Source organism: Paeniclostridium hominis, assembly GCF_014306135.1.
Lineage (GTDB): Bacteria > Bacillota > Clostridia > Peptostreptococcales > Peptostreptococcaceae > Paraclostridium > Paraclostridium hominis.
On record NZ_JACRWD010000005.1, the window covers coordinates 24,492 to 40,983 of the forward strand.

The 16,492-nt window shown below is 28.7% G+C and carries 14 protein-coding genes and 1 riboswitch; of the genes, 10 read left to right on the forward strand and 4 right to left on the reverse strand.

Annotation, left to right across the window (positions count from 1 at the left end):
• The first annotated feature begins 108 nt into the window (after positions 1–108).
• From secA to H8891_RS11560, 5 genes are all read left to right on the forward strand, one after another.
• The gene (secA, locus tag H8891_RS11540; RefSeq protein WP_187006561.1) at positions 109–2,781 is read left to right on the forward strand and encodes a preprotein translocase subunit SecA; all 2,673 of its coding nucleotides are present in this window, start codon (positions 109–111) and stop codon (positions 2,779–2,781) included.
• A 13-nt stretch (positions 2,782–2,794) separates the two neighbouring features.
• A protein-coding gene (gene prfB, locus H8891_RS11545; protein WP_187006562.1) for a peptide chain release factor 2 occupies positions 2,795–3,902 on the forward strand; the annotation gives its coding sequence in 2 pieces (ribosomal slippage) (positions 2,795–2,869 and positions 2,871–3,902; 1,107 coding nt in all).
• A 59-nt stretch (positions 3,903–3,961) separates the two neighbouring features.
• Positions 3,962–6,112 (forward strand): Tex family protein, encoded by a 2,151-nt coding sequence (locus H8891_RS11550; RefSeq protein WP_187006563.1) that lies wholly within the window; start codon positions 3,962–3,964, stop codon positions 6,110–6,112.
• Between the two features lie 9 nt (positions 6,113–6,121).
• On the forward strand, positions 6,122–7,279 hold the full coding sequence (locus H8891_RS11555) for an amidohydrolase (RefSeq protein ID WP_187006564.1): 1,158 nt from the start codon (positions 6,122–6,124) through the stop codon (positions 7,277–7,279).
• Positions 7,280–7,350: 71 nt separating this feature from the next.
• Positions 7,351–7,469, forward strand: a riboswitch (FMN riboswitch).
• A 118-nt stretch (positions 7,470–7,587) separates the two neighbouring features.
• A complete protein-coding gene (locus tag H8891_RS11560) occupies positions 7,588–8,193 on the forward strand; it encodes an ECF transporter S component (RefSeq protein ID WP_187006565.1) in 606 nt (201 codons plus the stop codon).
• Between the two features lie 95 nt (positions 8,194–8,288).
• On the opposite strand, the gene H8891_RS11565 is transcribed toward H8891_RS11560, so the two are convergent.
• Positions 8,289–9,134, reverse strand: a complete 846-nt coding sequence (locus tag H8891_RS11565) for a GNAT family N-acetyltransferase (protein ID WP_187006566.1) — start codon at positions 9,132–9,134, stop codon at positions 8,289–8,291.
• A gap of 166 nt (positions 9,135–9,300) precedes the next feature.
• Here H8891_RS11565 and tsaE point away from each other — a divergent pair, with 166 nt between their 5' ends.
• From tsaE to tsaD, 4 genes are read left to right on the forward strand one after another with little or no spacing between them, the layout of a single operon-like run.
• Positions 9,301–9,753 (forward strand): tRNA (adenosine(37)-N6)-threonylcarbamoyltransferase complex ATPase subunit type 1 TsaE, encoded by a 453-nt coding sequence (tsaE, locus tag H8891_RS11570; protein WP_187006567.1) that lies wholly within the window; start codon positions 9,301–9,303, stop codon positions 9,751–9,753.
• Positions 9,753–10,469: a tRNA (adenosine(37)-N6)-threonylcarbamoyltransferase complex dimerization subunit type 1 TsaB gene (gene tsaB / locus H8891_RS11575; protein ID WP_187006568.1), complete on the forward strand. Its 717-nt coding sequence runs from the start codon at positions 9,753–9,755 to the stop codon at positions 10,467–10,469. Before tsaE ends, tsaB begins: the two co-directional genes overlap by 1 nt.
• A complete protein-coding gene (gene rimI / locus H8891_RS11580) occupies positions 10,459–10,917 on the forward strand; it encodes a ribosomal protein S18-alanine N-acetyltransferase (protein WP_243207843.1) in 459 nt (152 codons plus the stop codon). Before tsaB ends, rimI begins: the two co-directional genes overlap by 11 nt.
• A gap of 2 nt (positions 10,918–10,919) precedes the next feature.
• Positions 10,920–11,936 carry a tRNA (adenosine(37)-N6)-threonylcarbamoyltransferase complex transferase subunit TsaD gene (gene tsaD, locus H8891_RS11585; RefSeq protein WP_187006569.1) on the forward strand — a complete coding sequence of 339 codons (1,017 nt, stop codon included), beginning with the start codon at positions 10,920–10,922 and terminating at the stop codon, positions 11,934–11,936.
• A 74-nt stretch (positions 11,937–12,010) separates the two neighbouring features.
• Here tsaD and H8891_RS11590 read toward each other — a convergent pair whose 3' ends face one another.
• A complete protein-coding gene (locus H8891_RS11590; protein WP_187006570.1) occupies positions 12,011–13,387 on the reverse strand; it encodes an MATE family efflux transporter in 1,377 nt (458 codons plus the stop codon).
• A gap of 109 nt (positions 13,388–13,496) precedes the next feature.
• On the reverse strand, positions 13,497–15,410 hold the full coding sequence (locus tag H8891_RS11595; protein ID WP_187006571.1) for an ABC-F family ATP-binding cassette domain-containing protein: 1,914 nt from the start codon (positions 15,408–15,410) through the stop codon (positions 13,497–13,499).
• A 133-nt stretch (positions 15,411–15,543) separates the two neighbouring features.
• On the opposite strand from H8891_RS11595, the gene H8891_RS11600 reads away from it, so the two are divergent.
• Complete coding sequence (locus H8891_RS11600) at positions 15,544–16,173, forward strand: redox-sensing transcriptional repressor Rex (protein WP_147547409.1); 630 nt, start codon at positions 15,544–15,546, stop codon at positions 16,171–16,173.
• A 46-nt stretch (positions 16,174–16,219) separates the two neighbouring features.
• Here the strand turns inward: H8891_RS11600 and H8891_RS11605 are convergent, their stop codons facing one another.
• Positions 16,220–16,390 (reverse strand): DUF362 domain-containing protein, encoded by a 171-nt coding sequence (locus H8891_RS11605; RefSeq protein ID WP_147547407.1) that lies wholly within the window; start codon positions 16,388–16,390, stop codon positions 16,220–16,222.
• Positions 16,391–16,492: the final 102 nt, after the last annotated feature.

Below are 16,492 nucleotides of genomic sequence, written 5' to 3' on the forward strand. Positions count from 1 at the left end.
TTAAAGCTATCGATAAAAATGAACATCGATAGCTTTTTAAATATAAAATATAATAGTTTTATGGTAAAATGTATATTATACATATAATGAACGAGGAGAGAATAGTATATGGGTTTATTAGATAACTTATTTAATATAGCAGATAAAAAAGAAATGAAGAAGTTCAATAAAACAGTAGATGAGATAGATGCATTAGAACCTAAGTTTCAAGCAATGTCAGATAGTGAATTAAAGAATATGACTAACGTATTTAAAGAAAGACTTAAAAATGGAGAAACAGTAGATGACATATTAACCGAAGCATTTGCAGTTGCTAGGGAAGCTTCAAAAAGGGTTCTTGGAATGAGACAATATAGAGTTCAGCTTATAGGTGGAATAGTATTACACCAAGGAAGAATAGCTGAAATGAAGACTGGAGAAGGTAAAACTTTAGTTGCAACAGCTCCAGTTTATTTAAATGCCTTAACTGGTAAAGGTGTACACGTAGTTACAGTAAATGATTACTTAGCAAAACGTGATAAAGAGCAGATGGGTAAAATTTATGAATTCTTAGGAATGACAGTAGGTGTTATAGTTCATGGACAAAACCCACAAGAAAGAAAAGCTCAATATGAGTGTGATATAACTTATGGTACAAATAATGAATATGGATTTGATTACCTAAAGGATAACATGGTAATACACAAAGAACAAAAAGTACAAAGAGAATTAAATTATGCAATAGTGGATGAGGTCGATTCTATATTAGTAGATGAGGCTAGAACTCCTCTTATAATATCTGGACCTGGAGATAAATCGACTCATCTATATTCAGATGCAAATACATTTATACATACTTTAAAAGATGATAACTTTGAGATAGATGAAAAACAAAAGTCTGTATCTTTAACAGAAAGTGGTATACAAAAAGCAGAGGTTTATTTTGGAGTTGATAACATAACAGATATAGCTCATATAGAATTATTCCATCATATAAATCAAGCATTAAAAGCTCATAAAATAATGAAGTTAGATGTAGACTATGTTGTTAGAGATGGAGAAATAGTTATAGTTGATGAATTTACAGGAAGACTTATGTTTGGTAGAAGATACTCAGAAGGATTACACCAAGCTATAGAAGCAAAAGAAGGATTAAGAATTCAAAGAGAGTCTAAAACTTTAGCTACTATAACATTCCAAAACTATTTTAGAATGTATAATAAGCTATCAGGAATGACAGGTACAGCTAAAACAGAAGAAGAAGAATTTAAAGCTATATATAAAATGGATGTTGTTCAAATACCAACTAACAAGCCAATATTAAGAGAAGATTTATCTGATTCAGTTTATAAAAGTGAGTTAGGTAAGTTTAATGCAGTTGTAGAAGATATAATAGAAAGACATAAAAATAATCAACCCGTTCTTGTTGGTACAGTATCGATTGAAAAATCTGAAGTATTATCTATGCTTCTAAAAAGAAAAGGCGTAAAACATGAAGTGTTAAATGCTAAAAACCACCATAAAGAGGCAGAGATAGTAGCGCAAGCCGGTAGATTAGGAGCTGTAACTATAGCAACTAATATGGCAGGTCGTGGTACTGACATTGTTTTAGGAGGTAACCCAGTATTCTTAACTAAAAAAGAAATGAAGAAAATGGGATACTCTGAGGAATTAATAAATACAGTTGATGCAGATATAGAAAGTTTAGGAATAGAATTAACAGAAGATATAGTAAAAGCTAAATCTGATTATGATAAAATACTTAAAAAATATAAAGAGCAAACAGAACAAGAACAAAATAAAGTTAGAGAAGCTGGTGGATTAGCTATAATAGGTACAGAAAGACACGAATCAAGAAGAATTGATAATCAGTTACGTGGTCGTGCAGGACGTCAAGGAGATCCAGGTAGTTCAAGATTCTATATAAGTTTAGAAGATGAGCTTATGAGATTATTCGGAAGTGAAAGAATATCTGGAATGGTTGAAAAGATAGGATTAGATGATGATACACCAATAGAAGCTAAAATGTTAACTAAATCTATAGAAAATGCTCAAAAGAAAGTTGAAGGTAGAAACTTTGGTATAAGAAAGCATGTACTTCAATATGATGATGTTATGAATAAGCAAAGAGAAATAATATATGAGCAAAGAGGCCGTGTATTAGAAGGTGAAAACTTACAAGAACAAATTCAAGCAATGATTCTATCAATAATAGAAGAATCATACGATATATATGTTACAGATCAAGGGTTAGATCTTCATGCATATAAAGAACATCTATATCATATGTTTATGCCAAAAGGAAGTTTAGAAGTTGAAAACCTTGAAAATATGAAAAAAGAAGATCTTATAAATGCTGTATATGAAATAGCTAATAAAATTTATAAAGAAAAAGAAGATATGGTTTCACCTGAAAAAATGAGAGAAATAGAAAGAGTAATACTTCTTCAAGCAGTTGATTCTTATTGGATAGATCATATAGATGCTATGGATCAATTACGTCAAGGTATAGGTCTTAGAGCAATAGGTCAACAAGACCCTGTTGTAGCATACAAATTAGAAGGATTTGATATGTTTGACAATATGACAAAAGCTATAAAGGAAGATACTGTAAGATATTTATATAACTTTACAGTGGAAGCACCTATAGAAAGAAAACAAGTAGTAGATGTAGATAAGATGTCTTCAAACGCTGATGAAGGACAAGGAAATAAGCCTGTAAAAAAAGGTGAAGAAATAGGAAGAAATGACGAGTGTCCTTGCGGAAGTGGTAAAAAATATAAAAAATGTTGTGGAAGATAATCTGGAGGTAAAAATGCTTAATATACAAGAGTATAGACATAAAATAGAAGATATGTCTAAAAATATACAAGAATTGAGGGCTTCTCTTTGACATAGATGGCTTAAGAGAAAAAATAATTGAAAATGAAAAAATAATGAGTGAACAAGATTTCTGGAATGATAATGATAAAGCGCAAAAGACTTTACAAGAAAACAAAAATTTAAAGAGTACTGTAGATGAGTTTAATTATCTACAGTCTTCTCTAGATGATATAGAAGTTCTTATAGAGTTAGCTTTAGAAGAAAATGATTCATCTTTAGAAAAAGAAGTCAATACTTCTATAAATTCACTTGAAGAAGAAATAGATAAAGTAAAAATTAAAACATTATTAAGTGGAGAATACGACAAAAATAATGCTATACTATCTATAAATGCAGGTACTGGAGGACTAGATGCTCAGGATTGGGCAAATATGCTTTTAAGAATGTATGATAGATGGGCAAGTTCTAAAGGATTTAAAGTTAAAACATTAGATTTAATTTATGATCCAGAAGCTGGAATAAAAAGTGCTACTATACAAATAGAAGGTCTAAATGCTTATGGATACTTAAAAAGTGAAAAAGGTGTACATAGAATTGTAAGAATATCACCTTTTGATCCATCAGGAAAAAGACATACATCTTTTGCATCAGTAGATGTAATACCAGAATTGGACGATAGTATAACTATAGATATAAATCCTTCAGATTTAAAAATAGATACGTATAGAGCATCTGGAGCTGGAGGTCAACATATAAATACTACTGACTCAGCAGTAAGAATAACACATATACCAACAGGTGTAGTCGTTCAGTGCCAAAACCAAAGATCCCAACATAGCAATAAAGATACTGCTATGAGAATGTTAATGGCAAAACTTATAGAGCTTAAAGAGTTAGAACAAAAAGAAACAATAGAAGATTTACAAGGTAAATATTCGCAAATAACTTGGGGAAGTCAGATAAGATCTTATGTATTCCAACCATACAAGCTAGTTAAAGACCATAGAACTAATGCTGAAATTGGAAATGTTGATAGTGTTATGGATGGAAATATAGATTTATTTATAAATGAATATTTAAAAATGGCTAAATTAAAATAATTCATAAAACTTAAGGCTTAAGAAGTTAATTCTTAAGCCTTATTTTAGGAGGAATTAAATTGGATATAAATAAAATATTAAAATCAGAGTTTAATTTAAGAGATTCACAAATAGAAAATACTATAAAGCTTATAGATGAAGGTAATACTATACCATTTATAGCTAGATACAGAAAAGAAATGACGGGAGAAATGAGTGATGTAACTCTTAGAGCATTTTATGATAAATTAGTTTATCTAAGAAATTTACAAAGTAGGAAAGATGACGTAAAAAGGATTATAGAAGAACAAGGGAAGTTAACTGAAGAAATAGTTAAAAATATAGAGCAAGCTAAAACACTTCAAGAAGTAGAAGATATTTATGCACCTTTTAAACAAAAGAAAAGAACGAGAGCAATTATAGCAAAAGAAAAAGGATTAGAACCATTAGCAATGTCTATATTAAATGAAAATATAGATTTAGAAAAAGAAACTAAAAAATATATAGATTTAGAAAAAGAAGTTAATTCAGAACTAGATGCATTAAAAGGAGCTAAAGATATAATTGCTGAAATAGTATCAGAAGATGCAAAATTAAGAAAATATATAAGAGATTTATCTTTAAGAGAAGGAACTATTATTACTAAAAATACAAAAGATGAAAAATCTGTTTATGATATGTATTATGATTATAGTGAAGCTGTAAAGACCATAGCTCCACATAGAGTACTTGCAATAAACAGAGGTGAAAAAGAAGAATTCTTAAAAGTTAAATTAGAGATAAATAACGATAAAGTAATAAATCATATAATAGATAATTATATTAATAAAAATAATAAAACTAATGAAGATGAAATAAAGCTAGCTATAGAAGATGCATATAAAAGACTTATATTCCCTTCTATAGAAAGAGAAGTAAGAAATCATTTAACAGATATAGCTCACGAAAGAGCTATAAGTGTTTTTGGTCAAAATGTAAAAAGTTTATTACTTCAACCACCAGTAAAAGATAAAGTTGTAATGGGGTTTGACCCAGCATATAGAACTGGATGTAAAATTGCAGTAGTTGATAAAAATGGTAAGCTTTTAGATTATACAACAGTATATCCTACTAAGCCTCAAAATGATATTGAAGGAGCAAAGAAAACTTTAAAACAACTTATAGAAAAGCATGATATAGATATAATTTCTATAGGTAATGGAACTGCATCAAGAGAATCGGAACAATTTGTATCTGAAATGTTAAAAGAAATAAAGAAAGAAGTTCAATATACAATAGTAAGTGAAGCAGGAGCATCAGTTTATTCAGCATCAGAACTTGCTAATGAAGAACATCCAGATATAAATGTATCTATAAGAGGTGCAATTTCAATAGCGAGAAGATTACAAGATCCGCTAGCTGAATTAGTAAAAATAGATCCAAAGAGCATAGGTGTTGGGCAATATCAACATGATCTTAATAAAAAGAGATTAGAAGAGGTTTTAGATGGAGTTGTTGAAGACTCAGTAAACTCTGTTGGAGTTGATTTAAACACAGCATCATATTCATTACTTGAGCATATAGCAGGTATAAGTAAAACTATAGCTAAAAACATAATAGCTTATAGAGAAGAAAATGGGAATTTTACATCAAGGGATCAGATTAAAAAAGTAAAAAGATTAGGGCCTCAAGCATTTACGCAATGTGCTGGGTTTATGAGAATAACAGATTCTAAAAATCCTTTAGATAATACATCTGTACATCCTGAAAGTTATGATGTATGTAAAAAACTTTTAGAGAGAATTGGATATTCATTAAATGATATAAAAGATAAAAGTATAAGTGACATAGATTCAAAAATTGAAGCTATAGGTATAGACAAATTAAGTGAAGAACTAGAAGTAGGAGTAGTAACTTTAAAAGATATTATATCTGAAATTAAAAAACCAGGAAGAGACCCTAGAGAAGAAGGTATGAAACCAGTTCTTAGAACTGACGTATTGAAAATTGAAGATATAAAAGAAGGTATGGTTTTAAAAGGAACTGTTAGAAATGTAGTAGACTTTGGAGCTTTTGTTGATATAGGAATAAAAAATGATGGACTAGTTCATAAATCTCAAATGAGCAATAAATTTGTAAAAGATCCTATGACAATAGTTACAGTTGGGGATGTAATAGATGTAAAAGTAATAGGAGTAGATTTAAAAACACAAAGAGTTTCTTTAACTATGAGAGATGTTAAGGAGATATAGGAGGAGTAAATGCTTTTTATAAAAAATGGAGTTATAAATACTGTCACTAATGGAATAATTCATGGTGATATACTTATAGAAAATGGTAAGATAATAGAAATAGGAACTAATATATCACATCCACAAGATGCACAAGTAATAGATGCTAATGGCAATCAAGTATATCCAGGATTTATAGATGCACATACACATCTAGGATTGTGGGAAGATGGAATGGGATTTGAAGGAGCCGATGGAAATGAAGAAACAGATCCAATAACTCCACATTTAAATCCTATAGATGGAATAAATCCCATGGAAAGAAGTTTTGAAGAAGCCCGAAATGGAGGAATAACTTCAGTTTGTACAACACCAGGAAGTGCTAATGTTATGGGTGGACAGTGTATAGCTATAAAAACTGTTGGAAGAAGAATTGATAAAATGGTTATAAAAAATCCAGTAGCTTCAAAAATAGCTTTTGGAGAAAATCCAAAAAGTTGTTATGGACAAGATGATAAAACACCACAAACTAGAATGGCAATAGCTGCAATGTTAAGAGAAACATTAAAAGAAGCTGAGCAGTACTTAGATGCAATTCTTATGCATGAAGAAGATGATGAAAATGAAAAGCCAGATTACGATATAAAAATGGAAAGTTTACTACCTGTACTTAGAAGAGAAATTCCATTTAAAGTTCATGCACATAGAGCTGATGATATGTTCACTGCTATAAGAATAGCTAAAGAGTTCAATCTTAAATTAACTTTAGATCATTGTACAGAAGGACATTTAATAGTAGAAGATTTATTAGAAGAAGGATATCCTGTTGTAGTTGGGCCTTCTCTTTCAGAGAGATCTAAAATAGAACTTAGAAATTTAACTTTTGATACAGCTGGAATTTTATCTAATGCAGGTATGAATGTATCTTTAACAACAGACCATCCTGTTGTACCACTTCACTATTTACCTATATGCGCAGGAATAGCAGTTAAACATGGTATGATGTATGAAAAAGCTATAGAAGCTATAACTATAAATGCAGCTAAGTTATTAGGTATAGAAGATAGAGTAGGGTCTTTAGAAATAGGAAAAGATGCAGACATAGTTATATGGGATAATGATCCATTAGAAATCCAAAGTAACGTATTATATACTATAATTGATGGAAAAGTTGTTTATAGTAAATAATTAAAGATTAAATTATTGACATAAATATGTAAAGTTTATAATATATAATTATAAGGAAAATTAAATAGCACGAAAATCTTCGGGGCAGGGTGAGATTCCCTACCGGCGGTATAGCCCGCGAGCTACATTTGTAGCATGACTTGGTGAAATTCCAAGGCCGACAGTAAAGTCTGGATGAGAGAGGATTAGTATAAATGTATAAAATTTAAAAATAAATGAATTTTATTTTTGATATACTCAAAAACTAAGCTCGAAGAGATTCTTCGGGCTTTTATTTTTCCTAATATATAAATTAGGAGGTTTTATATATGCAACAAATAATTAAAAAACAAAGATTGATGTCAACAAATACTATGACGAAGGTAGCGATATTATCAGCTATATCTTATATACTGATGTTTATATCACTGCCAATACCAGGGATATTCCCAGATTTTCTTAAAATAGACATATCAGATGTTCCTGCTATATTTGGAGGTATGTCTTTAGGACCAATTGCAGGATTTATAATAGTATTTATAAAAAATTTATTTCAAGCTATGACGGCTTCTACTACTGCTTGGATAGGAGAAATAGCTAATTTATTAATTGGTGGATCATATGTAGTAATAGTATCTTTAATTTATAGACATAAAAAAGATATTAAAGGTTTATTAATAGGATTTATATTAGGGACTATAGCTATGATTATAGTGGGATGCCTAACTAATTATTATATGTTATTGCCTTTTTATGCTAAAGTAATGCCAATGGAAGCTATAATAAGCATGGGGAATATAATAAATCCAAGGATTACAGATTTAGGAAGTTTTGTTATTTGGATGATAGCTCCTTTTAATTTAGTTAAAGCAGTATTAATATCATTAATAACACTACCATTATACAAGAAGATGGAAGTTATACTTAAAAAATAGACTATATTAAAATAATAAGTTAGTATGCTAGATATAAAAGTAAATTGCTAACTAGCATACTAATTTATTTTAATATAGTCTTTTTATTTTAAGGTTTATTCTTTATAAGTATAATAAACACAGTCTTTATCAAAATCAGACATAGATCTATAATGATTATTCTTAAGTTTATCTACTAGATCATTATATGGATTAGAAACATAAATTTCAGCTTCTCTGGCTTTTGATTTTAATAAGTAGTAGTTAGTAGCATCGTTTATACCTTCAAATGTATTATCTATACAAATTATAGAAGGGCATGCTTTCATTGTAACTATACACTTATGTCCATTAACTATTACCAAAGAATTATTTTTTACTAAATCATTATATACATCTTCGCATATATTTAAATAAGTAAAACCAGAAGCTAACTTATTATTAAAATTTTTGAAGTAATCAAGATTTTTGAAATCTTCATATGAAATATTCCAACTTTCTATATTAAAGTCATCAATTTTGATGTCTAAGCCTTTAATACTCTCATAACTTTTAAAACATACAAGACAACCTTGAATAAATTTAAAGTTTTTAGCTTTGAACATTTTTATACTAGCTTTAGTATCTTTTTGAGTACATATTCCTATATTAGTTGTTTTACCATTTCTTAAATCTTCTCTAGCTATATTAAATAGCGTGTCAATAATAGCATGAGCAAGTTGTTGCCCTCTATATTCTATATGAACTCTAAGTCCTTCAATCCACCCTTGTCTATCTGGTAATACTGTATACTTTCCAAATGCTACAATCTTATTATCTTTTTCTAAACCTAAAAAACAGCCCTCTTTTGCATCTACCCATTTATGAAATATTTTAGGTATATAATCTTTTCCTTCCCAAATATTTTTTGATATATCCAATATATCATCGTAATCTTCATACGTAAGAACTTTATAATTCAAGTTAATCCCCCCTTGTCATAGAATATATTACCATAAATTTACAAATAAGTGTTATATAAAAAAACTTTGTCAATTTAAAACCTTTATAATAGTAATTGGTTATAATATAATAATATCTGTTACATTAAAAAATAATAAAAAAGTCTTATTTATGGAGATGATATAGATGGTTAAAATATATTTAGAAAATGAAGAACAAACTAAAGAAATAGGTTATAAATTAGGTCAACTTTTAACACCTAAAAGTGTAGTTTGTTTAATTGGAGATTTAGGTGCAGGTAAAACGACTATGACTCAAAGTTTAGCAAAAGCTTTAGAAGTAGATGATTATATAACAAGTCCTACTTTTAATATAGTAAATGAATATGAAGGAAGAATGCCTTTATATCATTTTGATGTATATAGAATTGGAAGCAGTGACGAAATGTATGATATAGGCTTTGATGAGTATATAGATGGAGAAGGAGTTTGTATAATAGAATGGGCAAACTTAATAGAGGATATACTTCCAAATGAATACTTATATATAGAAATGAACTATAAAGAAACAGGAAGAGAAATGATATTAACTCCAAAAGGAGAAAAGTATGAAGAAATAGTTAAGGAGTTGACTAAGTAATGAAAATATTAGGAATAGATACTTCTACACATTCAACTAGTGTGTGTGTTATAGAAGATGAAAAATTAATTTGTGAATATACAGTAAATACTAAAAAAACACATTCTCAAAAACTTATGGTAATGATTGAATCAATGATAAAAGAAAGTGATTTAAATATAAAAGACATAGATTCAATAGCAATATGTATAGGACCGGGTTCATTTACTGGACTTAGAATTTCTATGGCTACAGCAAAAGCAATAGCTCAAGTTAGAAACTTACCAATAATAGCTGTCAATTCTTTAGAATCTCTAGCATTTAATATGAATTTATGTGATAAAATAATATGCCCTATTTTAGATGCTCAAAGAAATCAAGTTTATACAGGAAAGTATAAGTTTGAAAATGGAGAATTTAAAACAATAGAAGATATAAAAGTTATTGAAATAGAATCATTAATAGAAGAATTATCTAATAAAGATGAAGATTTTATTTTAGTTGGGGAAGCTACGATTTTATATAAAGAAAAGCTTGAACCAGTTGAAAATATTTACGTAGCGTCAGCATCTAATAATGTTAGCAAAGCAAGTAGTTTATGTGCAATAGGAGCTATGAAATACCATAAAGATATGGATGTATATAATTGCTATACTGTAAATCCAATGTATATAAGAAAATCTCAAGCAGAAGTTCAATATGAAGAAAAAATTAAGAGGTTAGAAAATGACAAATAGCAATTTAATAATAAGAGACATGAATATAGATGATGTAGAAGGCGTTTTTCAAGTAGAAAAAAATTGCTTTGAACATTACTGGTCTAAGTCTGAATTTGAAAAAGAAATGAAAAATGATGTTGCTAGATATTTAGTAGCGCAAATAGATAAAAAGATTGTTGGCTATGTAGGAATATGGTTCATAGCTGGTGAAGGACATATAACAAACGTTGCAGTACATAGTGATTATAGAGGACAAAAGATAGGCGATAAACTTATAAAGCATCTTGTTGAAAAGTGTAAAGAAAATCACATATTTGCTATGACTTTAGAGGTAAGAGTTTCTAATTTAGTAGCTCAAAATTTATATAAAAAATATGGATTTAAATTAGCTGGAATAAGAAAAGAATATTACAGTGACAACAAAGAAGATGCAATGATAATGTGGAGCCAATTAAAAGAGGTGTAGTGATGAAAGATATAATAACATTAGCTATAGAATCTAGCTGTGATGAAACAGCTTGTGCAATTCTTAAAAATGGAAGAGAAGTTTTAAGTAATATAATATCAACTCAAATTGAATTACATAAAAAATTTGGTGGAGTTGTACCAGAGGTTGCATCTAGAAAACATATAGAAAATATACCTATGGTTGTTCAACAAGCTCTTGATGAAGCAAAAGTAACATTTGATGATATTGACCATATAGCAGTAACATATGGACCTGGATTAGTAGGGGCAGTTTTAGTGGGATTATCTTATGCTAAAGCACTAGCATACACTTTAGATATACCATTAGTAGGTGTAAATCATATAGAAGGGCATGTAAGTGCTAATTATATACAAGATAAAGATTTAAAACCTCCATTTATAACATTAATAGTTTCAGGTGGACATACTCACTTAGTAGAAGTTAAAGATTATGGTAAATATGAAATCTTAGGAAAAACTAAGGATGATGCATCAGGAGAGGCATTTGATAAAATAGCAAGAGCCATGGGATTAGGATATCCAGGTGGACCAATAATTGATAGATTGGCTAAAAGTGGTAACAAAAAAGCAATAGATTTTCCTAGAGCATGTATGGATGAAGGATATGACTTTAGCTTTAGTGGTTTAAAGTCAGCAGTTTTAAATTATTTAAATGCTAAAAAAATGAAAAAAGAAGAAATAGTAGTAGAAGATGTAGCAGCATCTTTCCAAGAGGCTGTAGTAGAAGTTTTATCTAAAAAAGCTATAAAGGCAGCAAAAGAAAAAGGATATGATACTATTGCCTTAGCTGGAGGGGTTGCATCAAATTCAGCACTTAGAGAAAAACTAACAATTATGGGTGAAAAACAAAATATAAAAGTTAAGTATCCATCTCCTATTTTATGTACAGATAATGCAGCTATGATTGGATGTGCAGGATATTATAGTTTTATTAATGGAAGAAGAGATGATATGAGCTTAAATGCAGTTCCAAATTTAAAAATTGGACAAAATTAAATAATTTATATTGCTAAAAATAAAAGCTTGGACTTATAAAATATTAAATTACTATTTTATAAGTCCAAGCTTTATTAATTAATTTCTTTAACGATGTTAGCAACCCACTTTTTAGATAATGCTCTAGGGACACCAAATATGAATTTTACTATTTCTTCAGAATAAGTAATAAGAACAAGTACGTAAATTGGCGCTCCTTTAATAGCGAATATAAAAGTAAGAGGAAGTGAGACTAACCACATACATCCTAATTCTAAGAATAAAGAGTATTTAGTATCTCCACCACTTCTTAATATACCTATAACTAAAAGTGTATTAAAAGATTTAAGTCCCATTAATAATCCCATAATAACAAATATCTTAATGATATCAGGTGCTAGACTATCAGAGACGCTAAACATCTTAAGTAGCATAGGAATATTAAATATAAGAAGTATACCAAATAGAGTTCCTACAACAAATACAATCTTAGAAAACTTTTTAGCATAATCAATAGCGACTTCTTTATTATCTGCTCCAAGTTCATTTCCTAGCATAATAGATGCTCCTATAGCTACACAAACAGCAGTCATTATAAAGAAGTTACCTGTACTTGTTGCTATTTGACTTGCAGCAATCGCAGAAGTACCTGCTTTAGAATATGCTACAGAATATAACACAGTTCCTATAGCCCAACCAGAATCATTTAATAAGATTGGTGTACTTTTAGCAAAAAATGCATTTATAAATGATTTGTCGATAGATTTTAAATTGCTTAAATTAAATCTTAAAACATAATTCTTTTTAACTACATAAACATAGGCAATTAAAAGTGAAAATTCAATTAATCTAGCTATAACAGTTGCTAAGGCTGCACCTTTAACTCCTAATGCAGGAAGACCTAAATTACCAAATATTAATCCATAATTTAAGATTATATTACTTATAAGAGCTACTGCACTACAAATCATTCCTAATTTAGGATTTCTTACACTTCTAGATCCCATACTAAAAACAGTACTAACTGCAATTAAAGGATAACAAAATGCTATTATGCTAAAGTAATCAATACAAAGTTTTATTACATTAGGATCATAAGAGAAAAAGTGTATTATTAGTTTTGGAAAGAAAAGCGCAGGTATAAGAAATATTAGTCCAAGTATTATGCCAAGTAAAACATTTAATCCTGTCACTTTTTTTATGTTATTAATATCATTTTTTCCATAAAATTGAGATATAAATAAACCTGCTCCACCTGTTAAACCAGATAAGGTCATATTAAATAAGAAGAAAAACTGATTAGCAACTCCTATGGAAGCAACTGAAGTTTCTCCTAAACTACTGATCATAACGGTATCTATAACATTTACTGAAGTTGAGATAAGATTTTGTATGATTATAGGTATACAAAGTGAAATTAATAGTTTATAAAATCTCTTATTTTCATCGTTTAAATTTAAAATATTATTCAAATAAGCACCCCCTAAATTTTAATGTCTATACTATGGTAATATAAACAACACATATATAGCAACTAATTTATTATGGAAAAATCAGAATTATCGAAATAAAAAGAACAGCTTACATTAGCTGTTCCCATTCTTCGTAAAGATTATTTAATTTTTCTTCAAGATTAGATTTATTTTGACTTACTTCCTTAGATTTTTCAGGATTAGAATAAACTTCTTCTTGGCACATAAGTAAATCTAGTTCTTCAATCTTACCTTCAATTTCTTCAATTTCTTTTTCTATATTTTGTCTCTTGATTCTAGCTTTTTTTTCTATCTCTCTTTGTTCTCTTTCTTTTCTTTTTTCATCTTTTAATTGAGTTTTAGTTTTCTCTTCAACAACTTCTACAGTATTCATTTCTAGAGTTTGTTTTTTCTTTTCCATATAGTAGTCGTAGTTTCCTAAGTATTCAGTAATACCTTCAGAGTCTAGAACTAAAATTTTATCAACTACAGTATTTAAAAAATATCTATCATGAGATATTGTAAATAAAGTACCTGTATAATTTAAAAGTGCTTCTTCTAACACTTCTTTAGAATCTATATCAAGGTGATTTGTAGGTTCGTCTAGTAACAAGAAGTTAGCATTGGATAATATAAGTTTTAATATTGCAACTCTTGCTCTTTCTCCACCACTTAAAGTAGAGATTTTCTTAAATACTTCTTCATCTTCAAATAAGAAAGAACCTAGCATATTTCTAAGATTTGTTTGATTTAATTCTGGATGATCATCCCAGATTTCATCTATTATAGTATTATCTAAATTAAGAGTTTTTTGCTCTTGGTGGAAATAATCGACATGTACATTTGTACCAAGTTTAGTACTACCTGATAGAGGTACTATTTCGTTCATAATAATTTTGAATAAGGTAGATTTACCAATACCGTTAGCTCCAATTAGTGCAACTTTTTCACCTCTATATATATTAAAGTTTATATCCTTAAAAAGAATTCTTTCTCCATAACCCATAGAAATATCTTTAACTTCTAAAACATCATTACCGCTAGAAACAGAAGGACTAAATTTTATACTTGCTCTTTTTCTATGAACATCAGGTCTATCTAAAACCTCAACTTTATCAAGCATTTTTTCTTTACTTCTAGCTCTTTTTAAATGTTTTTCTCTACCGTAAGCTTTTAATCTTTCTATTGATTCTTCTTGTTTTTTAATTTCTTTTTGTTGATCTTCATATTTTTTAACTTCTAATTCTTTCTCAACTTTAGATAACTCTATAAATTTAGAGTAGTTTCCATTATATGTTCTAAGTTTTTTATTATGAATTTCAAATACTCTATTAACAACTTGATCTAAGAAATATCTATCGTGTGAAATGATAATAACTGTTCCTTTGTATTGTTTTAAGAAAACTTCAAGCCATTCTATGGCATCTGAATCTAGGTGGTTAGTAGGTTCGTCTAATAATAAAAGTGAAGGGTTTTTAAGCAATAATTTTGAAAGTAAGACTCTAGTTTTTTCTCCACCTGACAATATGTTTATTGGAGTTTGCATATCGTTATCAGAAAATCCTAGACCTTTTAAAATTCCTTTAACTTCAGACTTATATCCATAACCATTTAATTCTGAAAAAAGCTCTAGCTTATGCGAGTATTCATTCATAAGCTTGTCTAATTCTTTTGAATTTGGATTTGAACTTTCTTCAGAAATTCTAATTTCTAAATTTCTTATATAGTTTTCCATTTCCATTAAATCTGAAAAAACTTCTAAAACTTCTTCATATATACTTTTTTCCGATTGAAAATTAGTATTTTGTTCAAGATAGCCTATTTCTACACCTTTTCCAAGATATATATCTCCACTATCATATCCATATATTCCTGAAAGAATCTTGAATAAAGTTGTTTTACCTGTTCCGTTAACGCCTATAATACCAACTTTATCTCCTTCATTTACTGTAAAGCTAATATTTTCTAATATAGTATCTATTCCAAAACTTTTATTTAAGTTATTACATGACAAAACAATCATAAATTTATACCTCCTTAAACTATCTAAAATTATAATGTTTTGGTATAATATAATCAAGGATATATGCACTATGTTAAAAAAATAGCATAGATTATACGAAAATAGGGATTATGACTATACAGGAGGTGATGACATGAGTAATAGAAATATTTCTATGGCTGTAATAAGAAGATTACCTAAATATCATAGATACCTTGGAGATTTATTAGATAGAGATATACAAAGAATATCTTCTAAAGAGTTAAGTGATATAATAGGATTTACAGCATCTCAAATTAGACAAGATTTAAATAACTTCGGTGGTTTTGGACAGCAAGGATACGGATATAATGTTGAAGAATTGTATAATGAGATAGGTAAAATATTAGGTTTATCTAGAACATACAATTCTATTATAATAGGTGCTGGTAACTTAGGACAAGCAATAGCAAACTATTCTGGGTTTACAAAAGCCGGGTTTAAAATAAAAGCTTTATTTGATGCAAATCCAAGAATGATAGGATTAAAAATTAGAGATTTTGAAATACTTGATTCTGAAAGTATAGAAGAGTTTGTAGAAGAAAATAATATTGATATAGCAATATTATGTATACCTAAAAATGGAGCACAAGATGTTGTAGACAGACTTGTGAAAGTTGGTATAAAAGGTATTTGGAATTTTGCTCCATTAGATTTAGAAGTTCCAAATGATGTTATCGTTGAAAATGTAAATTTAACTGAAAGTTTATTTACTTTATCATATCTTATGAACGAAAATAAATAGTATAAAAAAACTACCTACAATGTAGGTAGTTTTTTTATACTATTTATTACTCAGGTTGTGGAGCATCTACAGGACAAACTCCGTTACAAGCACCACACTCAACACAAGAGTCTGCATCTATAACGTATTTGTCATCTCCAGCTGATATACAGCTAACTGGGCACTCAGCTTCGCAAGCACCACAGCTTATACAAGCATCATTAATTTTGTAAGCCATTTTAAATCTCCTCCTAATATATATAAATAATATGTTCAATAGTATTATAGCAAAAACAAATCAATATAACAATAAAGACATTGTATACAAAAGAAAATTAAA